Consider the following 26,500-nt stretch of genomic DNA (forward strand, 5'->3'; position numbering starts at 1 on the left):
GAACGACAACAACTGCCAGTCAGTTGGGTGGGGCTAGGTGGTGAGGACGGTCTTGCGGGGGCTGTTCGGGGTGGTGGTGCTGTAGTCAGCGGTTTTGAAGTGCGACGGCGCGAAGGGGCTTACGCGCACCACGTCACCGATGACAATCACGGCAGGATTTGCGACGCCGGCCGCCTGGGCCTGGTCGGCGATGGAACCGAGCGTGCCAATGGTGACGCGCTGGTCCGGCAAATAGCCGTTTTCCACGATACCAACCGGAGTGTCCTGCGGCAGGCCGGCTTCGCCCAGCGCGGACGCGGATTCGCGCAGCTGGCCGACGCCCATGAGCAGGACGATCGTGTGGTCCGGACGGGCGGGTACCTCGGAGAGTTCCTCGTGGCCGGTGACCACGCTGAAGCCCTTGGCCAGGCCGCGGTGGGTGACGGGAATGCCGGCTGCTGCGGGAACGGAGATTGCCGAGGTGACGCCGGAGACCACTTCAACCTCGACGCCGTGCTGGCGGCAGTATTCGGCTTCCTCGCCGCCGCGGCCCAGCACGTAGGGGTCCCCGCCCTTGAGCCGGACAACGCGGTGTCCCTTGAGGGCTTCCTCGACGAGGATCCGGTTGATCCCAGCCTGCGGAACGGGGTGGTGGCCGGGGGTCTTGCCGACTTCGATGATCCGGACGTCCGGGGCGAGTTCGTTGAGCAGTCCGCGGGGGCCCAGGCGGTCGGCGACCACGACGTCGGCCTGGCCCAGGAGACGGCGGCCGCGGACCGTGATGAGGCCCGTATCGCCGGGACCGCCGCCAACCAGCGCGACGGATCCCTGGTGTGCGCGGCGGCGGCGCAGCGGCAGGTCGCCGGTTTCGAGGGCGGTGGCCACGGCATCGCGCACGGCCATGGCCCGCCGCGGGTCGCCGCCGGCGTTGATGGCGATCTTGACGTCGTCGACCTCCGCAACGGCGGGAGTCCAGGCGGCGGAAGCTTCATGGTTGGAGGCGTTGACGCACCAAACGCGCTGTGCCTCGGCGTCGGCCGACACCTGGGCGTCCACGGCGGAATCGCCGGTGGCGGTCTGGACGAACCACACGCCGTCGACGTCGCTGGAAAGGTAGGGCCGCGCTTCCCAGGTGAGCAGGCCGGCGCCGGCCATCTCCAGCAGCGCGGGCGAGGCAACCGGAGCCACGACGGTGACCACGGCCCCGGCGTCGAGCAGCCCCTTGGCGCGGCGGGCGGCAACGGGGCCGCCGCCCACCACCAGCACCGGGCGGCCGAGCAGCCGCAGCGCCGTGGGGTAAATGTCCTGAATTGCCATGAATCAACGGTAGGTCCGCGTCACATTCGCCCACAAAGGCCGAGCAACACCAGTTCACGTAAGGTAATGCTGCGTCACAAACGTTTAGCCGCGGCGGCGAGGAACCTGCCCCTGCGGACGATGAGGCGCTCCAGGTACCGGGCCAGGAACAGGCGCTCGACGGCGCGGCCCAGGACCCCCAGCGGGGCGGTGAACTCCACCCGGTCAACCATCAGGCTTCCCGTGGCAGTAGGCGCGAATTCGTGGACGTGCCGGAAGGCCTTGAAGGGGCCCTTGACCTGTTCGTCGGTAAAACTGCGCGGGTAATCGAAGGCGGTAATGCGGCTGGTCATGGTGAGCGGTATGCCGAGGTGCCTGGCTCGCCACGTTACTTCCCGGCCTTCCCCGATAAGCCCGGTTGTCACCCCTCCCACCGCCCGCTCGCCCGCTGACCGCTGCGACTCCAAGTGGATGTCAATGCTGCGCGCCCGGTCGAAGAGTTGCTCCACGGGGAGCGGGGACGCGGTGCGGCACTCGAAGCTGGCGGTCATCCGGCCAGTCTGCCACGGCCCGTCCTGGTGGGCGCCGGCGGTCCCGGGGCACTTTGGCGCGTTCCGGCGTCGAACCGGCCCTGAAACCCGGCGTGTCCGTGTCAAAGTGCCCCGGTTCCGTCAGGTCAGGGCACAGGACAGTCAGGGCCCAGGACAGCAGGGCGCAGAACAGTCAGGGCACAGGACAGAAGAGCACAGGACAGCAGAGAGCCCGACGGCGGGACTCGCCTTCGGGCTCTCAGGGTGCCTGGGTGCGGGCTGACTTAGCGGGTGCTGCCGGCCAGGAGGCCGCGGCGGCGCAGGAGGCGCTTCTCGATGGGGCCGAACACCAGAAGCTCAATCAGGATGCCGACTGCGAGGATCAGCAGGATGGCGGCCATGACCACGCCCATATCGGACAGGGTCCGGCCCTGGTCCAGCAGCGACCCCAGGCCGAAGCCGATGGTGCCGCCCACAGCGATGATCTCCGCGGCCATGAGGGAGCGCCAGGAGAAGGCCCAGCCCTGTTTGAGGCCGCCCAGGTAGCCCGGCAGCGCGGCCGGGAGGACAATCTGCAGGGCCATCTGCAGCCGGGACGCGCCAAGCACCGTGCCCACCCGGCGGTACTGCGGCGGGATCTGGTCCACGCCGGAGATGAGCCCGTTGATGATGGACGGGATGGCGCCCATGAACACCACGAAGTACACGGTGGCGTCGGTAAGGCCGAACCAGATAATGGCCGCGGGGACCCAGGCCACGGAGGGCAGGACCTGCAGTCCCGAAATGAGCGGTCCAAACGCGCGCCGCAGCGGTGCCACCTGGGCCAGGAGCAAGCCGACCGGCGTAGCGATGGCCACCGAAATCAGGAAGCCCACCACGCCGCGCTGCAGCGACGTCCAGACTGATTCCTGGAACTTGCCGTCGCCCCAGAGAACGCCCAGCTGGCCAAGGACGTCCAGCGGCCCGGGAACCAGGTCGCGCCGTTTGACGCCCAGGGACACGTAGAACTGCCAGACCAGCACCAGCACCAGCAGCGCGGCTACGGGCAGGAGGATGCGGCTCCAGTCGATCCGGTGTTTGCGGTCGGCGTCGGACTGCAGCGAGTCAAGGCCGGATTCCAGCTCCCGGAGGTCCTCGTTGCCGGTGGACGTCCGGGTCAGGGCGGCATGGACTGGCTCGCGGGTTTTGGTTTCGTCGGGCTCAACCACCGGCGCGGAGCCGGACAGGGACTTACTTGGCATGGCGGCGAATCTCCTCCCGCAGCCGGGCGGTGATGACCCCGGTCAGCTGGCCGGCGAGCCCGGCGTCGGTTCGGTGTTCCTCGGTGACGGCCCATTCCTGGACCACGCGGCCGGGGCGCGAGGACAGCAGCAGGACGCGCTGGCCCAGCCGGACGGCCTCGCGGACGTTGTGGGTGACGAAGACGATGGTGCGCCCGGTTTCCTTCCAGATGCGTTCCAGCTCGTCGTGCAGCAGGTCGCGGGTGATTGCGTCCAGCGCGGCGAACGGCTCGTCCATGAGCAGCAGCTGCCGGTCCTGGGCCAGCGAACGTGCCAGCGAGACGCGCTGCCGCATGCCGCCGGAGAGCTCGTGCGGGCGCTTGTCCCCCGCCGTCCCTAGGTGCACCAGTTCCAGGAGCTCCTGGGCCTTGGCCTTGCGCTCGGCCTTGCCCACCCCGCGGAGCTTGAGGGCCAGCTCGATGTTTTCCCGGGCGGTGAGCCACGGGAAGAGGGCGGCGTCCTGGAACATGAAGGCGGCGCCGTCGCTAGGTACTTCCAGGGCGCCCGACGTCGGCGCTTCGAGTCCCGCGATGATGTTCAGGAGGGTGGATTTGCCGCAGCCGGAGGCACCGAGGAGGGCAACGAACTCGCCCTGCTTGATGTTGGCGTTGACGTCGTCCAGTACCGGGGCGCCGTCGCCGAAGCGCTTGCCCAGGTGTTCCAGTACGACTGGCATGGTGCCGTCCTTAGGTAGTGGGGGTGGGTCAGTCCTGGCCGAGTCCGGCCGCAGAAATCTTGTCGGTACCGCCGGTGACCTGGTTGAGGGCACGGAGGTCGAAGAGGCCGTTGATGTCGGCCTTCTTGGTGGTGCCGGCCTCCACGCCGTCCTGGAGGAGCTTGGAGTAGCTGCCGGCCAGGGGGTCCAGGGTGAAGGTGATGTTGGCCAGCGACCTGGTAAGGACATCTCCCGGCAGTGCTGCCCCGGCGGTTTCCTGCAGGGCGGAGTTGATGAGCTCCGCCTTCTGGCCGGCCGGCGCCGAATTGAGCCACGCTACCGATTCCGCGTTCCCCTTCAGCAGCGCCTTGACCGTGTCCGGGTGGTCCGCGGCGAACTTCTGGTTCACGATCAGGATGGTGGTGGGAAACTCGCCCGGCTTGCCGGTGCCGGTTCCGTCCCACAGGTCCTTTTCGTCCACCAGCACCTGGGCGCCGGCCTGGAGCACCAATCGTGAGGCCCACGGCTCAGGCAGCCACGCGCCGTCGAGCTTTCCGTCCTGGAACAGCTTGAGGGACTGGGCGTTGTCTGTGGGGTTGATGGCGACATCGCCGCTGCCGTCCACGTTGGTCTTGTAGCCCTGCTTGCTGAGCCAGGCCCGGAGCGCGACGTCCTGCGTGCCGCCGAGCTGCGGGGACGCGAGCGTCTTGCCCTTGAGGTCGGCGGCGGAGTTGATCCCGGGCCTGACCACCAGCTGTGCACCGCCCGCCGCGGCGCCCGCAATCACCCGCACGGACTGTCCCTGGCTCTTGGCGAACGAGTTGATGGCCGGATTGGGGCCGATGTAGGCGGCGTCGATGGCACCGGCATTCAGGGCCTCGATGGCTGCCGGGCCGGCGTTGAAGGTTTCGGTGCTGAGCCTGGTGCTGCCCAGGGCGTGCGCGAGGAACCCCTTGATGCCCACCAGGGCCGCGGCGTGGGTGACGTTGCCGAAGTAGCCCAGCTTCAGTTCCGCGGCCGGGGTGGGCTCGGCGGCCTGCGCCTCGCTGTTGCGGGAAATGTTCGAGGCCACGATGGCGCCGACGGCGATCAGCAGGACCAGCCCAATGGCCAAGGCAGCCTCGACGGCGCGCCTGCGCGTGGGAACCGCGCTTTCGCCTGCCACGATGCGGGTCATCCCGGGCTTGGAACTAGTCATTGTTTCACCATAGGGAGTGGCCCAAACCCGTTCAACGACGCGGAAACGGGGGTCACGCACGTTCATCTAGCGTCACATTTGGCGCACTCCTGCCCTGTTTCGCAGATTCAGTTGCCTTTAACGTTGACCAGCTGCCGCAGCTTGTGCCGCACCGTGACCAGGTCCGCGGCATCCTGCATGACCTGGTCGATCGGCTTGTACGCGGCCGGGATTTCGTCAATGAAGGCCTCCGAGGCGCGGAACTCGATGCCCCGCATGGCCCGCTTCAGCTCCTCCAGCGTGAAGGCCTTCCGGGCAGCGTTCCGGGAGTACTCACGCCCCGCCCCGTGCGGTGAGGAGTTCAGCGACGCCGGGTTGCCACGGCCCACCACAACATACGACGCCGTCCCCATGGACCCGGGGATAAGTCCGGGATCTCCGGGGGCGGCTTTGATGGCGCCCTTGCGGGACACCCACACGGACTTGCCGTAGTGCGTTTCCTGCTCGGTGAAGTTGTGGTGGCAGTTGATCCGCTCGCGTTCCCGGACCGGCCCGCCCACCCAGTGGCTGAACTGGGTTGTTACGCGGTCCATCATCTCCTCCCGGTTCAGCAGGGCGAAGTGCTGGGCCCAGCGCAGCTCGGCAATGTACCGCTCGAACTGCGGGGTTCCCTCGTCCAGGTACGCGAGGTCCGGGTGCGGCAGGTAAATCTGGTTCTTGCGGCTGATATGCCGGGCGACGCCGATGTGGTGCTGGGCGATCCTGTTACCGATGCCCCGCGAGCCCGAATGCAGGAAGAGCCACACGCCGTCGTCCTCGTCTGCGGAGACCTCGATGAAGTGGTTCCCCGAGCCCAGGGACCCCAGCTGCAGCTCCCACTTGGGAACGTACTGGGCAGGGTTGAAACCGGCCTTCGCGGCCCGCTGCTTCAGCTCCGCGATCCGCGGCTGCGCCGTGGGAAGGACCTGCTTGTTGTTGTGCCCTGCCGATAAGGGGATGACCCGCTCGATGTCCTCCCGGAGGCGCTTGCGGTCCTTGGGCAGGTCCTTCACGGAGTACTGGGTGCGGACCGCGATCATGCCGCAGCCGATGTCCACGCCAACGGCCGCCGGAATGATGGCACGCAGCGTGGGGATGACCGAGCCCACGGTGGCGCCCATGCCCAGGTGCGCATCCGGCATCAGCGCCAGGTGCGGGTAGATGAACGGCAGGGCCGCGGTCATCACTGCCTGCTCGCGGGTCTTGTCATCCAGGATGGACGCCCAGTTGAGGAGCTTCGGGCTGATGGTCTCCATGCTTTCGCCTCCTCTGACAACCTTACGAGACGGCAAAACCGCGGCTTGTTCGCGCGTCAGAACCTTCACGGTCCGGATCTGCGAACAAGCCGCGGTTTCGAAAGGAGTACCTAGATGCTGTAGCGCTCGTCCTCGTGGTCGCCCGGGTGGTCCTTGACCAGGCCGGCGGCCAGCGTGTTGCCGTCCAGCGGGTCGATCACCAGGAATGCGCCGGTGCGGCGGTGGTGCAGGTAGTTCTCCAGCGGCAGCGGGGCGGCGAGCCGGAGCTGCGCGTGCCCGATGTCGTTCAGTTCCAGGCTGGAGGCGCCTTCAAGCTTGAAGGTGGCCAGGTCCAGCTTGCCTGAGACGCTGCGGACCATCGCCTGCACCGTCCGGGTGCCGTGCTTGACCAGCACCTTCTGGCCTTCGCGGAGCGGCTTCGGGGACAGCCAGCACAGGGCGGCGTACAGGTCGGCGGAAGCCTCGCGGACGGTGCCGGCGGCCGCGATGGTGTCACCGCGTGCGACGTCGAACTCGTCCGCCAGCCGGATGGCCACCGACTGCGGGGCGGCGGCTTCCTGCAGGGAAGCCCCGGCAAAGTCGATGCCCACCACGGTGGTGGTCCGCGGTGCCTGGCCCGGTGTCAGCACGGACACCTGGTCCCCCACCTTTACGGAGCCTTCGGTGATCTGGCCGGCGTAGGCGCGGTAGTCGCGGAACGCCTCCACATCCAGGCCGGCGGCGACGGCGTCGGGGGCCAGGGCGCCCTGCGGCCGGATGACCAGCTGCACCGGGAAGCGGAAGCTTTCCAGGTGGCTTTCCAGTTCATCGGCGGCGGGCAGGGTCTCCAGGACCTCAAGCAGTGCGGGGCCGGTGTACCAGGGGGTGCGCTCGGAGCGCTCCACCACGTTGTCGCCGTCGAGAGCGGAGACCGGGATGACCAGGAGGTCGCTGATGCCGTCGGCGCCCAGGCCCAGTTCGCGGCCCACCTGCTGCACGTCGGCTTCGATCCCGCGGAACACGGACTCGCTGAAGTCCACCAGGTCGATCTTGTTCACGGCCACGATCACGTGCGCCACGCGCAGCAGCTGCAGCACGGACAGGTGCCGGCGGGTCTGCTCCAGCACACCCTTGCGGGCGTCAATGAGCACGACGACGGCATCCGCAGTGGACGCGCCGGTCACCGTGTTCTTGGTGTACTGCACGTGCCCGGGGCAGTCGGCCAGGATGAAGCTGCGCTGGTCGGTGGCGAAGTAGCGGTAGGCCACGTCGATGGTGATGCCCTGTTCGCGCTCGGCGCGCAGGCCATCGGTCAGCAGGGCCAGGTCGATGCCGCCCTTGTCGCCGCCGAAGCCGCGGTCGGCCGAGGTGCGGGCGACGGCGTCGAGCTGGTCAGCCAGGATGGCCTTGGAATCGTGAAGGAGGCGGCCCACCAGAGTGGACTTGCCGTCGTCGACCGATCCTGCCGTGGCGAAGCGGAAGAGCGTGGTGGGCAGGGCTGTTTCCAGGTCTGCCGGGAGAACTGCTTCGGTGGTCATTAGAAGTACCCGTCCTTCTTGCGGTCTTCCATGGCGGCCTCGGAGATGCGGTCATCTGCGCGGGTGGCGCCACGTTCGGTCAGGGTGGAGGCGGCGACTTCCACCACGACATCGGACACGGTGTAGGCGTTGGATTCCACGGCACCGGTGCAGGACATGTCCCCCACGGTGCGGTAGCGGACGGTCTTGGTGATGACTTCCTCGCCGTCGCGGGGCTGGGACACTTCGCCCACCGCGCGCCACATGCCGTCGCGGGCGAAGACCTCACGCTCGTGGGCGTAGTAGAGGCCCGGCAGCTCGATGTTCTCGCGCTCGATGTAGCGCCAGATGTCCAGCTCGGTCCAGTTGCTGATGGGGAAGGCCCGGACGTGCTGGCCCACGGTGTGGCGGCCGTTGTAGAGGTTCCACAACTCGGGGCGCTGGTTGCGCGGGTCCCACTGGCCGAACTCGTCGCGGAGGCTCAGGATGCGCTCCTTGGCGCGGGCCTTGTCCTCGTCGCGGCGGCCGCCGCCGAACACGGCGTCGAACTTGTTCTGCTGGATGGCGTCCAGCAGGGGGACGGTCTGCAGCGGGTTCCGGGTGCCGTCGGCGCGCTCGGCCAGCTCGCCGCGGTCGATGAACTCCTGGACGGAGCCCACCACCAGCTTCAGGCCCAGCCGCTCAACGGTGCGGTCGCGGAAGTCGATGACCTCGGGGAAGTTGTGGCCGGTGTCCACGTGCAGCACGGGGAACGGCACCTTGCCGGGCCAGAACGCCTTGGTGGCCAGGTGCAGCATCACCACGGAGTCCTTGCCGCCAGAGAACAGCAGCGCGGGCTTCTCGAACTCGGCAACAACCTCGCGGATGATGTGGATGGCCTCGGACTCCAGGGTGTCCAGGCTGGACAGGCGCGTGGATACGGCGGCGTCAGTCACCTGGGTCTCCTCGGTAAGTGAAGTGCTCATACGTGTAGTCCGCATTCTGTCTTGTCGGTTCCTGCCCAGCGGCCGGCGCGGGGGTCCTCGCCGGGTGCCACCTTGCGGGTGCAGGGCTGGCAGCCGATGGAGGGGTAGCCCTGGGAAAGGAGCGGGTTGACGGGCAGGAGGTTGTCGTCGGAGTACTGGACCAGCTGGTCGAATGTCCAGGCGGCCATGGGGTTGACCTTGACCAGGCCGTTCTTCTCGTCCCAGCCGATCAGCGGCGTGTTGGTCCGGGTGGGGGCTTCGTCGCGGCGGACGCCGGTGAACCAGAGCTCGTAGCCGGCCAGGGTGCGCTGCAGCGGGGCCACCTTGCGGAGGGCGCAGCACTGGGCGGCGTCGCGGGCAAAGAGGTCCTTGCCCAGGAGCCGGTCCTGCTGCTCCACGGTGTTTTCGGGGAGCACGTCCACCACGTTGACGCGGAGGTTCGCGGCCACCTCGTCACGCGTGGCGTAGGTTTCCGGGAAGTGGTAGCCGGTCTCCAGGAAGAGGACGTCGACGCCGGGCATCTGGTCCGCCACCAGGGCGGGCAGGACGGCGTCGGCCATGGAGCAGGCGACGGCGACGGCGGGCAGTTCGAAGTTGCGCTCCACCCAGGCGATGACATCGCGGGCAGGGGCGTCCCAGCCGAGCTCGGCAGCGCCGGCTTCAGCCAGCGCCTTGAGCTCCTCCACGGGACGCTTGGCGGGTGCGGGTGCCAGGTGTTTTGCCATTACTGCAATGCCTCCTCGTCTGCTGCGTGGGCCCATTCGGCGAAGGTCTGGCCTTCGGCACGGTCGGCCACGAACCGGCGGACCACCCGCTCCACGTAGTCGGGCAGGTCGTCCACGTACACCTTCAGGCCGCGGACGGTGCGTCCCAGCCCTGCTTCCTCGCGGTCGTTGGAAGCCAGCCCGCCACCCAGGTGGACCTGGAAACCCGGGGAGGGGTCGCCGTCGGGCGTTGGCAGCATCATGCCCTTCAGCCCGATGTCCGCCGTCTGGATGCGGGCGCAGGAGTTGGGGCAGCCGTTGATGTGCAGCGAAAGTGCCTGCGGCAGCTGGCCCGAGCCTGCGAGGTCGGCCAGGCGGCGCTCCAGCTCGGCCACGGCCGTGGCGGCGGTGTGCTTGGTCTCCACAATGGCCAGCTTGCAGTACTCGATGCCGGTGCAGGCGATGGTGCCGCGGCGGAACACGGACGGACGGGCGGACAGGCCCAGGGCGTCCAGTTCAGCCACCAGGGGCTCAACCTGTTCCTTCTCGACGTCCAGGACCACCAGCTTCTGGTGCGGGGTGGTGCGCAGGCGCCGGGAGCCGCGGGCCTCTAGGGTGTCCGCGAGCTTGACCAGCTGGGCACCGGACAGCCGGCCGGCCAGCGGGGTGGCGCCGATGAAGAACTTGCCGTCCTTCTGCTCGTGCACGCCGATGTGGTCGCCCGGTGCGGTGGGCTTGGGCGCGGCGGGACCGTCGGCCAGCTTGTAGCCCAGGTATTCGTCCTCGAGGATCTGGCGGAACTTCTCCGGACCCCAGTCAGCCAGCAGGAACTTCAGGCGGGCCTTGGTGCGCATGCGGCGGTAGCCGTAGTCACGGAAGATGCTGGTGACGCCCAGCCACACGTCCGCGGCCTGCTCCGGCTTCACGAACGCGCCCAGGCGCTTGCCGAGCATCGGGTTGGTGGACAGCGCGCCACCCACCCACAGGTCGTAGCCGGCGCCGAATTCGGGGTGCTTCACGCCAACCAGGGCGCAGTCGTTGATCTCGTGCACCACGTCCTGGCTGGGGTGGCCGGTGATGGCGGTCTTGTACTTGCGCGGGAGGTTGGACAGCAGCGGGTTGCCGATGAACCGCTCCCCCAGCTCCTCGATGAGCGGGGTGGGGTCGATGATCTCGTCCTTGGCGATGCCCGCCACGGGCGAGCCCAGGATGACGCGGGGAACGTCCCCGCAGGCCTCGGTGGTGGACAGGCCCACGCCTTCCAGGCGGTTCCAGATCTCGGGGATGTCCTCCACGCGGATCCAGTGCAGCTGGATGTTCTGGCGGTCGGTGAGGTCGGCGGAGTCGCGGGCGAAGTCCACGGAGATCTGGCCGATGACGCGCAGCTGCTCGGTGGTCAGGGCGCCGCCGTCGATCCGCACGCGCAGCATGAAGTACTTGTCCTCGAGCTCGTGCGGCTCAAGCGTTGCGGTCTTGCCGCCGTCGATCCCGGGCTTGCGCTGGGTGTACAGGCCCCACCAGCGGAACCGGCCGTGCAGGTCCTGGCCGGGGATCGCGTCGAAGCCCTCTTTGGCGTAGATGGTCTCGATACGCTCGCGCACGTTCAGGCCGTCGTCTTCCTGTTTCCAGGTTTCGTTGGCATTCAGGGGCGTCTTGCCGTCCACCTTCCACTGCCCGTGCGGCTTCGCAGCAGGACGGGACGGGCGGGCGGGGCGCTTGGTGGCAGCGGAGTCCGCGGACGCTCCGGCTAGAGCTGTATCAGTCATGCATCGACTGTAGGTCCCGCCCGAATTGCGTCACAAAGGGCCGGAAACGCTAAGTCACCTAGGGAAATATTTCGTCACGAAACGCCGGAGGGCCTTGAAGATGCCACCCTCCTGTGCATCCGTGGCGGGTGCGGCCGGGGCCGGTGCGGCGGCTTCCAGGGGTGCCGCTGCCGGTGCTTCCGCAGGGGTCCCGTTCATCGTTGCGACGGCGGCGTCGTACCTGTCCAGCGCGATCTCGGCGAGCACGGGGGACGGCAGCAGGGGTTCGGTCACGACGTCGGCTCCTGCCTTGGCCAGCTGGTCGTGGAAGAAGCCCGGCGCCAGGAGGTAGGAGGCAATCACCACCCTTCCGCCGACGTCGACGGCCCCGGCGGACTCCCCCGCCCCGGCACCTCCTTCAAGTTCCTCCCGAAGCATCGCGACGGCGTCGGGCACTGAGGGCTTGGCCGATGCACCGTAGGCGGCCACGATCCGGTTGGACCGGAGCTCCTGGAGCTGGCGCAGCAACTCCTCCACGCTGTCGGCGGCGTTGGGGTTGGACGAGCCGGCGGCGGCAAGGACGATGACGTCGTTGTCCGTGGTCCCGGCTTCGCGCAGCCGCTGGTCCAGCAGTCTGGCGAGCCGCGGGTCGGGGCCCAGCGGTGCGGCGGCCGCACTGCCCGGACGGCTCTTCACGGCCCGCGCGATGTCCACCTTCACGTGGTATCCAACGCTGAGCAGCAAGGGAACCACCACGGCGGCCTCCCCTCCGGCAGGCCCGCCACCACATCCACCAGGTCCGGCTGCTGGACGTCCACATAGGCTTCCCGGACGTCGAGGCCTGGCCGCAGTTCAGCAATGGCGGCGCGCAGGGCGTTGACCTCCGCGGCCCCCTGTGTGTTGGACGTCCCATGGGCACAGGCGATCATGATGGGGCTGTTCATAGGGGCTAGCGTAACGTTGGAGCCGCCCTGTCCGCCCTCTTTGAAATACCGGGGACGCCTCATGACATTCGCCTTTGACAACTCCCCGGTGTGGCTGGATCTGCTGGGCGTGTTTTTCTTTGCCGTCTCGGGCTCGCTGCTGGCGGCGCGGAAGCAGATCGACATCGTGGGATCGCTGCTGCTCGCCTCCCTGGTGGGGCTCGGCGGAGGCGTCATCCGGGACATCATCCTGGCCATTGTTCCCGCCGCCTTCACCAATCCGGCGTACCTGGCCCCGCCGCTGCTGGCCACGGTGCTGGTCTTCTTCCTGTTCTCCAGCGTGCAGCGCTACACGTCCCTGCTGATCCTTTTCGACGCCGCGGGCCTGGCCCTGTTCTGCATGACCGGCACGCTCAAGGCGCTGGCAACGGGCCTTAACCCGGTGGCGTCCGTGCTGCTGGGGGTGACGACGGCGGTGGGCGGAGGGCTGCTGCGGGACATCACCGCCAATGAGGTTCCCGAACTGTTCAACCCCAAGGACATCTACGCGCTGCCGGCATTTGTAGGGGCTGCCATGACTGCCGTGCTCTGGGTCTTCGGCGTGTTCAACGTCCTGACGGCGGCCGCCATCGCGGCAGTGGTTTTCACGTTCCGGGTCCTGGCGTGGCGGCGTTCCTGGCAGGCCCCCTCGCAGTCCGCGGGTGGCACCGGCGCGGCACCGATCCAGGGCTGTGAGTGCTGCCCCGGTGTCATTTTGGGGTGCTCCGCATTGGCTAGGATATGAGCATGACTGACATGTTCCTCGAGAAGTTCCGTGCGCTTGTTCCGAAGTATCTCGAGGATGAATGGCAGGAAGAGGACGGCCTGACCCCTGAGGAACTGGATAAGGCCCTCGCCGGGCACCAGTTCCAGATCCCCCTGGTATTGCGCGAGTTCTACCTGGCCCTTGGCGGCTGCGAGGACCTCATGGAGGCCTACCACTACTTCTGGGACCCCGAAGAGCTCGAGGTCGACGACGAGGGCTTCCTCATGTTCCTCGAGGACGAAGAGGAACAGTTCACCTGGGGCTTCCGCGTAGGAGACCTCAGCGTCCCCGATCCCATCGTGTACCGCCGCAACAATGCCCGCGGCCAGTGGAAGTCCGAGGAAGGCACCTTCTCCGAATTCGTCTTCGACATGTTCGAGTGGGCGTTCGAGGACGAAGAGGAAGAGTAGGGACTCCCCGCTTCGGCTGGGCTGCCTTGCTGCGGTCCTGGGGCACTGCTGCGGTCCTGGGGCACTTTGACACGGACACGCCGTGATCCCAGCCTGTTTTGCCAACTGTCGCGGCCAAAGTGCCCCGCGACCGCGGGAACTCACCGCGCACTGAATGATCCCCGCCGGCTCTGTTCCAGCACCGCCAGGACCTGGTCCACCATCACCTCGGGATGGTGGACCACATCCGCATAGCCGAACCTCAGGCAGAGACGCCCGCCAACCACTGTGGCATTGTTGCGTGCCCTGTCCTTCTTAACCTGCTTTGCCTCCAGGTGGCTGGCGCCGTCGGTTTCCACCACCAGGAAATCCTCAATCAGGAAGTCCACTTCACCCACCCCCGGGAGCTCCACGTGCCGGCGGACATGGAGGCCGGCCCTGTGGAAGTGGTAGTTAGCCAAGACTTCCAGGAGCGAGTCCGCCCGCGGAATTACGTGATCCAGGACTGACCGGGCACGGGCGTTGCGGTTCCCGGGAAGCTTGCGCCGCAGGAAGTCCACCGTCACATCACCGCGTTGCGCGGCGCACTGGACCATTACCAGCGCCTCCAGTTCCGGCAGGCAGTGCAGGGCATGGATGAGGACGTCGGCCAGGCCTGCCACCGGCAGCCAGGGATGGACAGGGTGGCGGATCCGGCCGTGGGTGAGGGTGCCCGGCACTGCCTTCCTGTGCCCAGGGCTCAGATGGACCACACCCGCCTTCTCCAGGGTCCACAGCTGATAAACGGGGGCAGCGGAAAGGCAGGTCACGAGCGCATTGTGCTGCAGCGCCAAACCGAGCACGCCGCCTTCCACCGGCAGGCCATAAACACCCCGCCGGACCCTCACGATGAGGCCTGCCGCCAGGAACTTGTCCAGCCGCGTTCTGGAGAATCCCGCCCGGTGCAGTGCTGCAGTCCGGGCCACCCCTCGCCGGCGACGGAGAAAAGCCTCAATATCCATGGCTCCACGGTCCCCTGCACCTTGCCGCAAGCGACAGTTCCGGGCCGCGCCATGTGGAGAACCTGCAGTCGTGGGGCACTTCGACACGGACCCGCCGCGGGTTCAGCCCTGTATGCAGGGGGCGGCCCTCAATGTGCCCCACGACGGCCGCAAAGGCAGCCCTGAAAAATCTTTGACACCGGCAGTAACAAGGGACTTGCGCATTATGACAAAGCTGTCATAAGCTATTCACGGATCCGCTAAACGCCTCCGGCGGGTCTGATGCGAACGGAGAGATGGCCCCGGTTCACAGCAGCTTCGGTTGTTGAGGACCGGGGCTGTCCCGTTAAGCGGGGGCACAAGAAGAAGCCCGGCACCAACTGGATGAACCAGGGGAACCGGGCTCCTAAAAACCAAGGATCAGCTGGCGCGGTCCACCACGGCCAGCGCGAAGTTGGACAGCGACTCCTTGACCACGCCCTCGGGCAGCGGGGCCAGGGCAGCGATGGCTTCGTCGGCCCAGCGGCGTGCCACCACCCAGGACTGAGCAGTGACAGGGTGCTCGCGCAGCCCGGCCACAGCGGCAGCCAGTGCATCATCAGAGGACAGGTCACCGTCAATCAGCGTCAAAAGGTCGACGGCGGACTGGTCACCGTCAGCGGCAGCCTTGCGCAGGAGCAGGACGGGCAGGGTGGGAACGCCTTCACGCAGGTCCGTTCCGGGCGACTTGCCGGACTTCACCTTCACGCCGGTTACATCGATGACGTCGTCGGCCAGCTGGAACGCGACGCCCACCTTCTCGCCGTACTCCACCAGGATGTCCTCAAAGGCCTCGTCGGCGCCGGAGAAGATGGCACCGAACTGGCCGGAAGCTGCCACCAGCGAGCCGGTCTTGTCCGCGATCACGGAGAGGTAGTGCTCCACCGGATCCTCGTCAGGGCGGGGCCCCACCGTTTCGTGCAGCTGGCCCAGGCACAGCCGCTCAAACGTGCGGGCCTGGATGCCCAGCGCACGCCCGCCGAGTTCGGACACCAGGATGGAGGCCCGGGCAAAGATCAGGTCCCCGGTCAGGACGGCCACGGAGTTGCCCCATACTTCGTGGGCCGTAGGGGCGCCGCGGCGGAACGGCGCGGAGTCCATAACGTCGTCGTGGTACAGGGTTGCCAGGTGCGTCAGTTCCACCACGACGGCGGCCTGCACCACTGCGGGCAAGGATGCGTCCCCGAGGTGGGCGCAGAGCAGGGTCAGCAGCGGCCGGATGCGCTTGCCGCCGGCTTCCACCAGGTGGCGCGACGTTGCGTCAGCCAGCGGATCCGAATTGGCGATGGCTTCCCGGAGTTTCTTCTCCACCTTGGCCAGGTTGTTGGTGATGGCCGGCCCCAGCTCGGCGTCCCCCGCGATGGCCGCGAAGCCTGCCGGCAGCTGGAGGCCCGTGGCAATGGCGGTGGTGTTGAGGCTGGGTTCGGAGTCCGGCAGGCCGTGCCCGGCGTGCGTCCAGCTGTGGTCTGCGGATTTGGTCACGGGTTAACCCTAACTTTTTGTTGCGGATACCGCTGATTCGGAGCTGACGGGGTATTGGACGTGGCCGGAACCAGCGATTCCAGGACGCGGATCACCCGGTCCTCGAAGCCTTTGGCGGTGGGGTCCGTGAGGTTGGCAAGGAGCCTGACCACGAACCGCATCAGCACTGGGATTGGCATGCCTGTCCGCAGCGCGAGTTTCATGACGGCCGGCTTGCCGATCAGCGCGGCGAAGGCCCGGCCGAGGGTAAAGTGCGAGCCCCACTGGTCCCGCACGTAGTCCGCGTACCGCGAAAGGTGCGCGTCGGCGTCGTACGTTCCGCCTGCTGCCGTGGAGCGCGAGGAGGCGTCGATGATGAACTCCGCGGCAAAACGCGCCGACTCCATCGCGTAGGAGATGCCCTCGCCGTTGAACGGGGACACCATGCCGCCGGCGTCGCCCAGCAGCAGGAGTCCCGGCGAGTAGTGCGGGGTACGGTTGAAGCCCATGGGCAGCGCGGCGCCGCGGATCTCCCCCACCTGGTTTTCCGGTGTGAAGCCCCAGTCGGCGGGCATGCCGGCGGTCCATTCGCGCAGGACCTGCTTGTAGTCGAGCTTGCCGAATTCCTTGGAGGAGTTCAGGATGCCCAGGCCCACGTTGGAGGTGCCGTCGCCCACGCCGAACACCCAGCCGTAGCCGGGCAGCAGCTTGCCGTCACGGCCGGGAAGTTCCAGCCAGCCTTCCATCCAGTCGTCGTCCGTCCGCGGCGAGGTGAAGTAGGTGCGGACGGCGACGCCGAGCGGCCGGTCGTCGCGCTTCTGGATGCCGAGGGACACGGCGGTGCGGGTGGAGTTGCCGTCGGCGGCCAGGACGACGTCGGCACTGAAGTCGTGCGTCTGTCCCGTCTTGCGTCCGGACTCGTCAAGGAGCGCTGCGCGGACCCCGGTGACCCGGCCGTCGTCGTCCCGGAGGGCATCGGTGACGCTGTGCCGCTCGAGGATGGTGGCACCCGCGGCCTGGGCGTGCCGGGCCAGTTCCTCGTCAAAGCCAAGCCGGGTGCGGATCAGGCCGTACTGCGGGAAGTCGGACACCTCGGGCCAGGGCAGTTCGATGGTGCGGCCGCCGGCGATCAGGCGCAGGCCCTTGTTCCGCCGCCAGCCGTCGTTCTCAGGGTGCGGCAGGCCGAGCTTCTGGATCTCGCGGACGGCCCGGGGCGTGAGTCCGTCGCCGCAGACTTTCTCGCGCGGGAAGCTGGTTTTCTCCAGGACCGTGACATCGAGGCCGGCCTTGGCGAGGTAGTACGCGGCGGTGGATCCGGCAGGGCCGGCGCCGACAATCAGTACCTTCACAGGTCAGCGGACGATGTTGCGGCGCAGCTTGGCCACCGGGCCCTTGTGCGCGGCGATGGCGGCAGCGCCGCCGTTGGACGGCGAGGCGGGCTTGAAGGCGCGGTGGACTGCCACGATGCCGCCGGTCAGGTTGCGGTAGGTGACATTCTCCCAGCCGGCCTCCTGCAGCCAGGCGGCCAGGTGGTCCTGGTCCGGCCAGGCACGGATGGACTCGGCCAGGTAGACGTAGGCGTCGGGGTTGGAGGCGACCTTGACCGCGATGGCCGGCAGGGCCCGCATCAGGTATTCGGTGTACATGGTGCGCCACAGCGGGACCACGGGCTGGGAGAACTCGGCGATGACCAGCCGGCCGCCCGGCTTGGTGACGCGCAGCATCTCCAGCAGCGCCTTCTTGGGCTCGTTCACGTTGCGGAGGCCGAAGGAGATGGTGGTGGCATCGAACGTGTTGTCAGCGAACGGCAGGTTGGTGGCGTCACCGGCAATGAAGTTGATGTCCGGGCGGCGGCGCTTTCCCACCTTGAGCATGCCAAGGGAGAAGTCGCAGGCCACCACGTCTATGCCGGCGTCGGCATATGGCTCGCTGGAGGTCCCCGTTCCGGCCGCGAGGTCCAGGACGCGCTGGCCCTTGGAGACTTCCATCGCCTCCACCACGATCTTCCGCCAGCGGCGGGTCTGCCCCATGGAGAGGACATCGTTGACGACGTCGTATTTCGGTGCGACGTCGTCAAACATCGTGGCTACTTCGTCCGGACGCTTATCCAAGGATGCTCGGTTCACCATGACATTGTCTCAAATGTTCCCGTGCGTGCTGACCAGCCCTTTTTTGCCCACTCAAGCCTGCTTCAGGGTGCCGGGGAGGCCACCGTGTACGCGGGAGTAGTGTTGTCTCATCATGACGAGCACGTTCCGCACCTTGACAGTCCCCCTGGATGGCAAAGCGTTCCCCGGGGGCTGCCTTCGTTTCTGGTCAGGGACGATGTCCTGTGCTGGACCCGCAGGGAAGCCGGGCTGGCCGGGTTTGGCGAGATTGCGCGCTTCACTGCCACCGGGCCGGACCGGTTCCTGGAGGCGGACATCTGGTGGCGGCACCTGGTCCTCGAGGCTGAGGTCGCGGACTCCGTGGAGCTGCCCGGCACCGGCCCCGTCGCCTTCGGCTCCTTTGCCTTTTCCAAGACTTCCGCCCACGAGTCGCGGCTGATCGTGCCGGAGATCGTGGTGGGCGTGCGGGACAACCAGGCATGGCTCACGCAATTGACGTTCGACGACGGCCAGCTCACCGAAGAGTCGGCCCTCGCCGCACTGGACCGCTGGCTCAGCGGTGCTTCCGCCGAAGACCCGGACGTTGAAGGCACGACGGCGGCAGCGGACTCCGCCGGGGACGCTTCCCTGGGCGGCGTGCCCGGCAAAGCCCGCGGCGCCGTCGTACGCCCCCTCCTGGCGGCCGGCGCAACGCTGCACACCGGTTCCCTCAGTGAGGAAGCCTGGATGGAGGCCGTGGCCGCCGGTGTTGCCGAGATCCGCACGGGGGCACTGGAGAAACTGGTGCTGGCGCGGGACGTTGTGGCTACAATTCCTTCCGGCGTACATGCCGCGGACGTGCTGCGCGAACTTGCCGCACGGTACCGCGAATGCTGGACGTACGGCGTGGACGGGCTGGTGGGGGCCACGCCCGAGATGCTGATCCAGGTGGAGGGCCGCACCGCGCAGGCTCGCGTGCTGGCCGGCACCCTGGACCGCCGCGACGCGCACGGCGAGGACGGTCCGCCCATGGATTACGCTACGCGCGTGCTCGCCGGCTCCGAGAAGCAGCGGCATGAGCACGAGATTGCCATCCAGTCCCTGACCAGGCAGCTGGCGCCGTTCTCGGAGGCCATGAATGCGCATGATGAGCCCTTCATCCTGGAGTTGCCCAACGTGTGGCACCTGGCCTCGGACGTCAAGGCGGAACTCACCGAGGTGGAGGGCCACGTGCCCACCTGCCTGGCCCTGATCAACGCCCTGCATCCCACGGCAGCTGTCTGCGGAACCCCCACCCTGGTGGCGGGCGAACTGATCCGGAAGCTGGAACATCTTGACCGCGGCCCCTATGCCGGGCCGGTGGGCTGGCTGGATGCCGCCGGGAACGGCGAATGGGGCATCGCCCTGCGCGGTGCGGTCATCGAGTCGACCGACACCGTGAGGCTATATGCCGGCTGCGGCATCGTTGACGGCTCGCAGCCCAAAGCCGAGCTGGCCGAAACGTGGGCCAAGTTCCGGCCCATGCTGGAATCGCTGGGCATCAAGAGCTGATTCTTCTCCGGACTGGGTACGAAGTCTGGGATCACAGACTCTTCCCGCTCCTAAAGGCTTGCTTTTGCCCCCGCTACAGTTATCCAATAGTGAAACTTAGTTGCGTGTGACGTACCTCTCTTGTTGAGCGTTACACTATAAGCCGCGTTAGTACCTCATAGCCCCTGCAACAAAAGGTAAGAAATGCAGACTCCCCGTACCCTCCTGGGCACTTCCAAGCTGACCGCTGCCACCATGATCGCCATCAGCGCCCTGGCCCTCTCAGCATGCACGAACGCCTCGGAAACGGGTCCCTCCGGCGCGGCCACGTCCTCAGGCAAGGCCAGCGCGAGCTTTGATCCGTCCACGGTTAAGAAGGACGACGCCCTCGCTGCCATGGTCCCGGACACCATCAAGTCCAAGGGCACCATCACGGTAGGCTCCGACACCAGCTACGCACCGGCCGAATTCCTGGGTCCGGACGGCCAGACTCCCGTGGGCTACGACGTGGACATCGCCAAGGCCATCGGCGCCACGCTGGGCCTCAAGGTCCAGGTCCAGACTGCCGAATTCACCGGCATCCTTCCGGCCCTCGGCCCCAAGTACGATCTGGGCATCTCCTCGTTCACCATCAACCCGGAGCGACTGGGCGCCGTGAACATGGTCAGCTACTTCAACGCCGGCACCGCCTGGGCCGTGCAGAAGGGCAACCCCAAGAAGTTCTCCCTGGATGATGTCTGCGGCAAGTCCATCGGTGTGCAGACCGGCACCGTCCAGGAAGACCCCGATCTTTCCGACCGCAACAAGAAGTGCGTCGCAGACGGCAAGAAGCCCATTGACATCGTCACCCTGAAGAACCAGACGGATGTCACCACCCGACTGGTGAACGGCAGCATCGACGCCATGACCGCCGACTCCCCCATCATCGGCTACGCGCTGACCCAGACCAACGGCCAGCTGGAGAAGCTGGGCGACGTCTACGATTCCGCTCCCCAGGGCATTGCTGTGGCCAAGGCTGACACCGCCTGGGCAGAGGTCATCCAGAAGACCGTCACCAAGCTGATGGAAGACGGCTCCTACAAGAAGATCCTTGAGGGCTGGGGCAACTCTGAGGGCGCCATCACCAAGTCCGAGGTCAACCCGGCGGTCAAGTCTTGAGTTTTCGCGTTACCGACGACAAGTCAGGCGTGCATATGGAACATCATCAACACCGGGACACACCGGTACTGAACAAGTCAGTACCGGTGCGCCACCCCGGCCGGTGGATCAGCGCCGCCATCATCCTCCTCCTGGTCGCAGGCCTTCTTCAGAGCCTGTTCACCAACCCCAACTTCCGTTGGGACATTGTGGGCACCTACATCCTGGACGTGAAGGTTGTCCAGGGCGTGGGCTGGACCCTGCTGCTGACCGTGGCGTCGATGGTTCTGGCGATTGTCCTGGCCATCCTGCTGGCAGTCATGCGGCAGTCCGACAACCCCGTGTTCCGCTGGTCCAGCTGGGTCTGGGTGTGGTTCTTCCGCGGAACACCGGTCTACACGCAGTTGGTGTTCTGGGGCCTTGTTACGGTTCTCTACCCGGCCTTCACGCTGGGGATCCCGTTTGGTCCTGAACTGTTCAGCTATGCGCTCTCCGATCCCAGCAAAGGCCTGATCCCCGCGATCCTCGGCCTCGGCCTGAACGAGTCGGCCTACCTGGCGGAAATCTTCCGGGCCGGCCTCAAGTCCGTGGACAGGGGCCAGCAGGAAGCCGCGGAGGCGCTCGGCATGTCCAAGGGCAAGATCATGTGGCGGATCATCCTGCCGCAGGCCATGCGGATCATCGTGCCGCCCACAGGCAACGAAACGATCGGCATGCTGAAGACCACCTCGCTGGTCCTCGCCGTCCCGTTCACCCTGGACCTGACCTTCGCCACCAACGCCCTCGCCAACCGCATCTACCTGCCGATCCCGCTGCTGATCGTTGCCGCCTTCTGGTACCTCCTGGTCACCAGCATCCTGATGGTCGGCCAGCACTACCTTGAGGCCTACTACGGCAGGGGCGTGGACAACCAGGCCCCGGCAGCCGGCGTCAACCCGGCTGCTGCCAAAGCCTCCGGTGCGGGTGCTGACGCGCACCACTCAATGAAGACGGACTTCCCCGAGGAGAGTGCACGATGACGATCACAGCCGAAAAGCCGCTGGTCAAGATCGAAGGCCTGCACAAGTACTACGGGCACCACCATGTGCTCCGGGGCATCGACATGACCGTCAACCAGGGCGAAGTGTCAGTGGTGATCGGGCCTTCGGGTTCCGGCAAGTCCACCATGCTGCGCTGCGTGAACCTCCTGGAAACGATCAGTGCCGGGCGGATTTCCGTGGGCGGTCAGTTGATCGGCTACCGCGAGGTCAACGGCCGGCTCCACGACCTCAAGACCAAGGAAATCGCCGCCCAGCGCCGGGAAATCGGCATGGTGTTCCAGCGGTTCAACCTGTTCCCGCACAAGACCGCGCTCCAGAACGTCATGGAAGCACCGGTGCATGTGAAGGGCCAGCCGAAGGCCGAGGCCCAGAAGCGGGCGCTTGAGCTGCTGGACCGTGTGGGGCTGGGCGACCGGGCAGGCCACTACCCGTCCCAGCTTTCCGGCGGCCAGCAGCAGCGCGTGGCCATCGCCCGGGCGCTGGCCATGGAGCCTGAGCTCATGCTCTTTGATGAGCCCACCTCGGCCCTGGACCCGGAGCTGGTGGGCGACGTCCTGAACGTGATGAAGGACCTGGCAAAGTCAGGCATGACCATGATCGTGGTCACCCACGAGATCGGCTTCGCCCGCGAAGTGGGCGACACCCTGACCTTCATGGACGGCGGCGTGGTGGTGGAGTCGGGCGATCCCCGCGGGATCATCGCCAACCCCCAGCATGCGCGCACCAAGGAGTTCCTCAGCCGCGTGCTGTAGCTTCGTCCGCTTTCGAAGCCCAGATTCCCTGGCGCTGCCGTTATCTCGGTAGCGCCAGGGAATTTGTGCTTCCAGAGGGAATATGTGCGTCGAGGACGTGCGCACGCCCCCCAGGCGCTTACCGGCTGGCCAGCACGCCCTCAACTGCCGCGGCCACCGCTTCCTTGATGCGGCCGTGGAGCTGCCGCAGCGACCGGCGGTCCGTCCGGACCTCCACGATGCTGCGCCCCTGCACAGGCCGGGCCAGCGCTTCGGCGAGTCCCGCCGTCGTACTTACCAGTGAATGTGCGACGCCGTACGCTGCGGCGAGTGCCGCGATGTCCACTGAGTGCGGGGTACCGAAGAGGCGCTCGACGACGTCCCCGTACCGGCCGCCCTCCTCGACTCCCCCGTGCTCCAGCAGCCCGAAGATGGCGCCACCGGAATCATTGAGGACCACGATCCGCAGGTCCGGCTGCTCCTCCCCCGCGCCGAGGAGGAGTCCGCCGGCGTCATGGAGGAAGGTCACGTCGCCCATGAGGGCGGTGGTCTCCTGCCGGCCGCCCAGCGCGATGCCGGTTGCTGTGGAAATGGTGCCGTCGATCCCGGCAAGGCCCCGGTTTGCGTAGACGGTGGCGGACGGATCAGTGGCGGGCACGCCGGCCAGGTCCACATCCCGGATGCCATTGGAGGACCCGAGCAGCAGCTGGCCGCGTGCATGCTTCCAGACCTGTGAGGCAACGGAGGGGCCGGTGGCGGCGGCCTCTGCGGAGACCACCTGGTCCAGGGCATGCTGGGCAGCCGAGCCGGCGAGGAGCCAGGAGTCCAGCCAGGCGGAGGTGCCCCGGCCGGCGAAATCGGCAAGGTCGGCCAGGTTCTCCAGCGGCAGCTCGGTGCGCCGGCCAGGCTCGTACCACGCGACCGGAACCGGCTGGTACAGGGCGGATTCAACATCGTCGCGGGCCAGCAGCGCGGCCACGGGACGGGACAGGGTGGGCCGGCCGAACAGCACCACGCGCTCAACCGGCTGCGCCGATCCGGGTCCGAAATGCTCCAGCAGCAGCCGGTACGGGCCCACCGCGTTGGGTCCGAACCGGGAATTGGAGGACGGTTCGGCGAGCAGCGGCAGGTTGTGGGCGCGGGCGAACGCCTCGGCCACCGGGCCGGCGTCGTGCCCTGCCAGCACCACGGTGCGCCGCTCCGGCAGGCTGTCCGCTGCCGGGGGCAGGTTCATGACCAGGGGCTCGGTGCCCACCCGGTAGCGCGTCCGTTCCACCGCTTCCGGCAGACCTTCTTCGGGGGACGGGACCAGGGGGTCGCGGAACGCGAGGTTCAGCTGCACAGGGCCCGGCGGCAGGTCCGGGAAGGCGCCGGTTGCCGCGGAAAGCCCGGTTTGAATGGCCCGCTCCGGACTGGTTCCCGCGGGTATGTCGGCCGCGAACCGGACCTGGTCACCAAACAGGTCCGGCTGCACGGTGGTCTGGTTGGCGCCGGTTCCGCGCAACTCCTCCGGCCGGTCCGCGGACAGGACGATGAGCGGTACGGCAGCATGGTTGGCCTCCATCACCGCCGGCATCAGGTTTCCGACGGCGGTCCCGGACGTGGTGAGCACGGCTGCGGGCGAGCCGGTGGACAGGGCCAGGCCCAGGGCCGTGAACCCGGCGGACCGTTCGTCGATCCGGACCAGCAGGTCCACCCGGCCGGCCGCGGAGGCCTCGGCCAGGGCGTACGCCATGGGGGCCGACCGGGAACCAGGCGACACCACCGCGTGCCGCACGCCGCCGTCGAGCAGGACGTCGACGGCGATCCGCGCCGCAGCCAGGGCGCTCAACTGGGCTTTCGGGTCATCCCGGTCGGGGAATCCAGGGGCGGCCTCCGGGGCAGGTTCGTTCGGCAAAGTCACCCAACCAGTCTGCCACCCCGCGACGCCCCATCACCTCCCGCACCAAAACACCCGACGCCCCATCACCTCCTGCCGCTGTGGGCCGGTAGGTGATGGGGCGTCGCCGAAAAACCCACGGAAGGTGATGGGGCGTCCGAAGGGTCAGCCGCGGAACACCTGGACCACCGCGGGACGGGGCGCGCGCACCTGGCCGGGTGCCGGCGTCGTGCCTGCCGGGACGTAGTCCGGGAAGTAGGAGTGCGGCGCCTCGAAGGTGCCTTCCTCGCCCGGGTGCTGCACGGAGACGAACACCATGCGCTCGTCGTCGTGGATGACCGGGCCGCAGGTTTCGGCGTCACGGGGAACGGAGAGGAACTGCTCCACCTTGCCGCGCTCGGCGCCGTCCAGGGTGACCTTGAAGAGGCCGTCGTTGTAGCCGATGCCGGACGGCGCGCCGTCGGTGGAGATCCAGAGGTTGCCCACGGAGTCGAAGGCCACGTTGTCCGGGCAGGAGATGGGCGAGACCTTGTCCACCGGGTAGCCGGAGAAGTAGGTGACGTCGCCCTGGGCGGGGTCGCCGCAGACCATCAGGAGGGTCCAGTTGAACTTGGTGGAGGTCTGGTCGCCGGTTTCGGTGATTTCCACGATGTGCCCGTCGCGGTTCTGCGTGCGCGGGTTGACTTCGGTGGCGCCTTCCTTGGTGCCGGTGCCGCGGTCCGAGTTGTTGGTGCAGACCACGTAGACCTTGCCGGTGTGCAGGCTGGGCTGGACGTCCTCGCACCGGTCCATCTTGGTGGGCCCCACCTTGTCCGCGGCCAGTCGGGTGTACACCAGGACCTCCTCGACGGACATGCCGGGGACGGCGGACTTGCCGCCGACCACCAGAGGCAGCCATTCTCCGGTGCCGTCGAACGCGCCGTCGGAGGGGAGCGCCCCGGTTCCGGTGATTTCTGCCGCGGGAGAGTTGCCGGTGAACTTGGCAACGTAGAGGTCACCCTGGGACAGCAGGTCCATGTTGTGCCTGCGGTCGCCCTCACGGTACTTCTCCGCCGAGACGAACTTGTAGAGGTAGTCGAACTTCTCGTCGTCGCCCATGTAGGCCACCACGTGACCGGATTCGGCCACGATCACGTTGGCACCCTCGTGCTTGAAGCGGCCCATCGCGGAGCGCTTCTTGGGCGTTGAGGTGGGGTCGAAGGGGTCGACTTCCACGATCCAGCCGAAGCGGTTGGTTTCGTTTTCGTAGCCGGCGTTGCGGGTGTCGAAGCGGGGATCGTCCAGCTCCCACTTGCGGGCGGTGGGCTTGGCGGTGAGGCCGTAGCGCTTGTCGCTGGCGGAGGTGCCGCCGGCCACGAAGTAGCCGTTGAAGTTTTCCTCGCCGGAGAGGATGGTGCCCCAGGGGGTGGTGCCGCCGGAGCAGTTGCCGAACGTGCCTTTGATGGCGCGGCCGGAGGGATCGGCGACGGTTTTGACGAGGGCCGAGCCGGCGACGGGGCCGGTCAGTTCGTAGGTGGTATCGGAGAGGTAGCGGCGGTTCAGCGGGGCGCCCTTGACGTAGCTCCACGGCTTGGTGGTGTTCTTGCGCTCGAGTTCCACCACGGCCAGGCCGTGCGCTGCGCGGCCGATGGCACGGGTTTCGGCGGCGTCGTAGCCGGCCGGGACCATGATGTTCTCGTTGGTGTATTCGTGGTTGGTGAACAGTACCGCGCGGCGGCCCTTGCTGCCCGGGATTTCCACGATGTCCGTGTAGTCGTTGTTGTAGCCGAACTGGCGGGCCTGGGCTGCGGCAGTCTGGTTGTTGAGGTCGAAGTCCGGCGAGTCAGCGAACAGCGGGTCGCCCCAGCGGATGATCGGCTGCCAGGTGAAACCTTCCGGAACGGTGAAGGCGTCGACGGCTTTGTCCACGGGCTTGATGGCGATGAACTGCAGCTTGGAGTTGCCGAAGCCTTCCTTGGCGGCCTTGGACAAGCCCGCAGCGGAGGCGGGTTCGGCGGAGCTCACCGCGGAACCGAGGACGACGGCGAGTGCACCGGCGGCTCCCATGCCCAGGGCGGCGCGGCGGGACAGGGTGGCGGAGGCGATGTCGCGGAAGTAGCTGTTGGAGCTGGTGTTGCAGACGTCGCCGGCGCAGGCGTTGTCGCACTTGAGCGCGCAGGTGACGGGGCTGCGCTTGCCCTTGGTATGGCCGAGCATGGGCAGCAGGGTGAACTTGCGGGCAGTTTCAGACATGGGAACCTTCCAAGAATTCTCGCTGGGGTGCCCGATCACCCTTCCAGCCGGTTCCTACAGGAAGCCATCAATTGGATGAAGTTATGGTGAACCGCCCGTGACCTGCAGGAACGTTTCATCCGTCAATGCAGGTGGTACCGCCCGT

General features: G+C 67.3%; 20 protein-coding genes and 3 pseudogenes. 6 read left to right on the forward strand and 17 right to left on the reverse strand.

Annotated features, from left to right (window positions below; all coding sequences use genetic code 11):
* Positions 1-33: 33 nt before the first annotated feature.
* The 11 genes and pseudogenes from cobA to OUO20_RS11865 all read right to left on the reverse strand — a co-directional run bounded on the left by cobA (position 34) and on the right by OUO20_RS11865 (position 12,066).
* Positions 34-1,296: a uroporphyrinogen-III C-methyltransferase gene (gene cobA, locus OUO20_RS11815; protein ID WP_018769011.1), complete on the reverse strand. Its 1,263-nt coding sequence runs from the start codon at positions 1,294-1,296 to the stop codon at positions 34-36.
* Between the two features lie 74 nt (positions 1,297-1,370).
* A complete protein-coding gene (locus OUO20_RS11820; RefSeq protein WP_268001785.1) occupies positions 1,371-1,826 on the reverse strand; it encodes an SRPBCC family protein in 456 nt (151 codons plus the stop codon).
* 263 nt (positions 1,827-2,089) lie between these two features.
* The gene (locus tag OUO20_RS11825; protein ID WP_018769009.1) at positions 2,090-3,046 is read right to left on the reverse strand and encodes an ABC transporter permease; all 957 of its coding nucleotides are present in this window, start codon (positions 3,044-3,046) and stop codon (positions 2,090-2,092) included.
* Entirely contained in the window at positions 3,036-3,761 is a 726-nt protein-coding gene (locus tag OUO20_RS11830; protein ID WP_056393004.1) for an ABC transporter ATP-binding protein, read from the reverse strand. Before OUO20_RS11830 ends, OUO20_RS11825 begins: the two co-directional genes overlap by 11 nt.
* Positions 3,762-3,789: 28 nt before the next feature.
* Positions 3,790-4,917, reverse strand: coding sequence for an ABC transporter substrate-binding protein (locus OUO20_RS11835; protein WP_268003424.1), 1,128 nt, complete (start codon positions 4,915-4,917; stop codon positions 3,790-3,792).
* A 128-nt stretch (positions 4,918-5,045) separates the two neighbouring features.
* Positions 5,046-6,212, reverse strand: a complete 1,167-nt coding sequence (locus OUO20_RS11840) for an RtcB family protein (RefSeq protein ID WP_268001787.1) — start codon at positions 6,210-6,212, stop codon at positions 5,046-5,048.
* Positions 6,213-6,322: 110 nt separating this feature from the next.
* Positions 6,323-7,729: a sulfate adenylyltransferase subunit 1 gene (locus OUO20_RS11845; protein ID WP_056393001.1), complete on the reverse strand. Its 1,407-nt coding sequence runs from the start codon at positions 7,727-7,729 to the stop codon at positions 6,323-6,325.
* Entirely contained in the window at positions 7,729-8,673 is a 945-nt protein-coding gene (gene cysD / locus OUO20_RS11850; protein ID WP_018769004.1) for a sulfate adenylyltransferase subunit CysD, read from the reverse strand. The genes OUO20_RS11845 and cysD overlap by 1 nt, the downstream gene beginning before the upstream one ends.
* Positions 8,670-9,398, reverse strand: coding sequence for a phosphoadenylyl-sulfate reductase (locus OUO20_RS11855; RefSeq protein WP_018769003.1), 729 nt, complete (start codon positions 9,396-9,398; stop codon positions 8,670-8,672). The genes cysD and OUO20_RS11855 overlap by 4 nt, the downstream gene beginning before the upstream one ends.
* Positions 9,398-11,143 (reverse strand): nitrite/sulfite reductase, encoded by a 1,746-nt coding sequence (locus OUO20_RS11860; protein ID WP_056393000.1) that lies wholly within the window; start codon positions 11,141-11,143, stop codon positions 9,398-9,400. Before OUO20_RS11860 ends, OUO20_RS11855 begins: the two co-directional genes overlap by 1 nt.
* Positions 11,144-11,197: 54 nt before the next feature.
* Positions 11,198-12,066, reverse strand: a pseudogene (locus tag OUO20_RS11865) (sirohydrochlorin chelatase).
* Positions 12,067-12,127: 61 nt separating this feature from the next.
* On the opposite strand from OUO20_RS11865, the pseudogene OUO20_RS11870 reads away from it, so the two are divergent.
* Together OUO20_RS11870 and OUO20_RS11875 are read left to right on the forward strand one after the other, a co-directional pair.
* Positions 12,128-12,780 (forward strand): annotated as a pseudogene (locus OUO20_RS11870) (trimeric intracellular cation channel family protein).
* A 51-nt stretch (positions 12,781-12,831) separates the two neighbouring features.
* Positions 12,832-13,260 (forward strand): hypothetical protein, encoded by a 429-nt coding sequence (locus OUO20_RS11875; RefSeq protein ID WP_056392997.1) that lies wholly within the window; start codon positions 12,832-12,834, stop codon positions 13,258-13,260.
* Between the two features lie 140 nt (positions 13,261-13,400).
* On the opposite strand, the gene OUO20_RS11880 is transcribed toward OUO20_RS11875, so the two are convergent.
* The 4 genes from OUO20_RS11880 to OUO20_RS11895 all read right to left on the reverse strand — a co-directional run bounded on the left by OUO20_RS11880 (position 13,401) and on the right by OUO20_RS11895 (position 17,845).
* A complete protein-coding gene (locus tag OUO20_RS11880) occupies positions 13,401-14,240 on the reverse strand; it encodes a type IV toxin-antitoxin system AbiEi family antitoxin domain-containing protein (RefSeq protein WP_268001788.1) in 840 nt (279 codons plus the stop codon).
* Positions 14,241-14,639: 399 nt separating this feature from the next.
* The gene (locus tag OUO20_RS11885; protein WP_056392994.1) at positions 14,640-15,740 is read right to left on the reverse strand and encodes a polyprenyl synthetase family protein; all 1,101 of its coding nucleotides are present in this window, start codon (positions 15,738-15,740) and stop codon (positions 14,640-14,642) included.
* The gene (locus OUO20_RS11890; RefSeq protein WP_268001789.1) at positions 15,737-17,068 is read right to left on the reverse strand and encodes a geranylgeranyl reductase family protein; all 1,332 of its coding nucleotides are present in this window, start codon (positions 17,066-17,068) and stop codon (positions 15,737-15,739) included. The genes OUO20_RS11885 and OUO20_RS11890 overlap by 4 nt, the downstream gene beginning before the upstream one ends.
* Positions 17,069-17,071: 3 nt before the next feature.
* A complete protein-coding gene (locus tag OUO20_RS11895; protein ID WP_261377409.1) occupies positions 17,072-17,845 on the reverse strand; it encodes a demethylmenaquinone methyltransferase in 774 nt (257 codons plus the stop codon).
* Positions 17,846-17,960: 115 nt separating this feature from the next.
* On the opposite strand from OUO20_RS11895, the pseudogene OUO20_RS11900 reads away from it, so the two are divergent.
* From OUO20_RS11900 to OUO20_RS11915, 4 genes and pseudogenes are all read left to right on the forward strand, one after another.
* Positions 17,961-19,357 (forward strand): annotated as a pseudogene (locus tag OUO20_RS11900) (isochorismate synthase).
* Between the two features lie 183 nt (positions 19,358-19,540).
* Positions 19,541-20,494 (forward strand): ABC transporter substrate-binding protein, encoded by a 954-nt coding sequence (locus OUO20_RS11905; RefSeq protein WP_018768629.1) that lies wholly within the window; start codon positions 19,541-19,543, stop codon positions 20,492-20,494.
* 35 nt (positions 20,495-20,529) lie between these two features.
* Positions 20,530-21,492, forward strand: coding sequence for an amino acid ABC transporter permease (locus OUO20_RS11910; RefSeq protein WP_268001791.1), 963 nt, complete (start codon positions 20,530-20,532; stop codon positions 21,490-21,492).
* Complete coding sequence (locus OUO20_RS11915; protein ID WP_326498034.1) at positions 21,489-22,265, forward strand: amino acid ABC transporter ATP-binding protein; 777 nt, start codon at positions 21,489-21,491, stop codon at positions 22,263-22,265. Before OUO20_RS11910 ends, OUO20_RS11915 begins: the two co-directional genes overlap by 4 nt.
* Before the next feature lie 118 nt (positions 22,266-22,383).
* On the opposite strand, the gene menD is transcribed toward OUO20_RS11915, so the two are convergent.
* A complete protein-coding gene (gene menD, locus OUO20_RS11920) occupies positions 22,384-24,141 on the reverse strand; it encodes a 2-succinyl-5-enolpyruvyl-6-hydroxy-3-cyclohexene-1-carboxylic-acid synthase (protein WP_442781136.1) in 1,758 nt (585 codons plus the stop codon).
* Positions 24,142-24,288: 147 nt separating this feature from the next.
* Positions 24,289-26,355 carry a PhoX family protein gene (locus OUO20_RS11925; RefSeq protein WP_268001792.1) on the reverse strand — a complete coding sequence of 689 codons (2,067 nt, stop codon included), beginning with the start codon at positions 26,353-26,355 and terminating at the stop codon, positions 24,289-24,291.
* Positions 26,356-26,500 lie beyond the last annotated feature (145 nt).

Source organism: Arthrobacter sp. FX8 (assembly GCF_026723805.1).
In the GTDB taxonomy this organism is placed as follows: domain Bacteria; phylum Actinomycetota; class Actinomycetes; order Actinomycetales; family Micrococcaceae; genus Arthrobacter.

Excerpts from the sequence above, each read along its gene's own strand:
- OUO20_RS11820 (WP_268001785.1), bottom strand. The coding sequence starts at position 1,826 with ATGACCGCCAGCTTCGAGTGCCGCACCGCGTCCCCGCTCCCCGTGGAG.
- cobA (WP_018769011.1), bottom strand. The coding sequence starts at position 1,296 with ATGGCAATTCAGGACATTTACCCCACGGCGCTGCGGCTGCTCGGCCGC.
- OUO20_RS11830 (WP_056393004.1), bottom strand. The coding sequence starts at position 3,761 with ATGCCAGTCGTACTGGAACACCTGGGCAAGCGCTTCGGCGACGGCGCC.
- OUO20_RS11905 (WP_018768629.1), top strand. The coding sequence starts at position 19,541 with ATGCAGACTCCCCGTACCCTCCTGGGCACTTCCAAGCTGACCGCTGCC.
- OUO20_RS11875 (WP_056392997.1), top strand. The coding sequence starts at position 12,832 with ATGACTGACATGTTCCTCGAGAAGTTCCGTGCGCTTGTTCCGAAGTAT.
- OUO20_RS11880 (WP_268001788.1), bottom strand. The coding sequence starts at position 14,240 with ATGGATATTGAGGCTTTTCTCCGTCGCCGGCGAGGGGTGGCCCGGACT.
- cysD (WP_018769004.1), bottom strand. The coding sequence starts at position 8,673 with ATGAGCACTTCACTTACCGAGGAGACCCAGGTGACTGACGCCGCCGTA.
- OUO20_RS11825 (WP_018769009.1), bottom strand. The coding sequence starts at position 3,046 with ATGCCAAGTAAGTCCCTGTCCGGCTCCGCGCCGGTGGTTGAGCCCGAC.
- OUO20_RS11915 (WP_326498034.1), top strand. The coding sequence starts at position 21,489 with ATGACGATCACAGCCGAAAAGCCGCTGGTCAAGATCGAAGGCCTGCAC.
- OUO20_RS11860 (WP_056393000.1), bottom strand. The coding sequence starts at position 11,143 with ATGACTGATACAGCTCTAGCCGGAGCGTCCGCGGACTCCGCTGCCACC.
- OUO20_RS11925 (WP_268001792.1), bottom strand. The coding sequence starts at position 26,355 with ATGTCTGAAACTGCCCGCAAGTTCACCCTGCTGCCCATGCTCGGCCAT.
- OUO20_RS11845 (WP_056393001.1), bottom strand. The coding sequence starts at position 7,729 with ATGACCACCGAAGCAGTTCTCCCGGCAGACCTGGAAACAGCCCTGCCC.
- OUO20_RS11910 (WP_268001791.1), top strand. The coding sequence starts at position 20,530 with ATGGAACATCATCAACACCGGGACACACCGGTACTGAACAAGTCAGTA.
- OUO20_RS11835 (WP_268003424.1), bottom strand. The coding sequence starts at position 4,917 with ATGACCCGCATCGTGGCAGGCGAAAGCGCGGTTCCCACGCGCAGGCGC.
- OUO20_RS11855 (WP_018769003.1), bottom strand. The coding sequence starts at position 9,398 with ATGGCAAAACACCTGGCACCCGCACCCGCCAAGCGTCCCGTGGAGGAG.
- OUO20_RS11840 (WP_268001787.1), bottom strand. The coding sequence starts at position 6,212 with ATGGAGACCATCAGCCCGAAGCTCCTCAACTGGGCGTCCATCCTGGAT.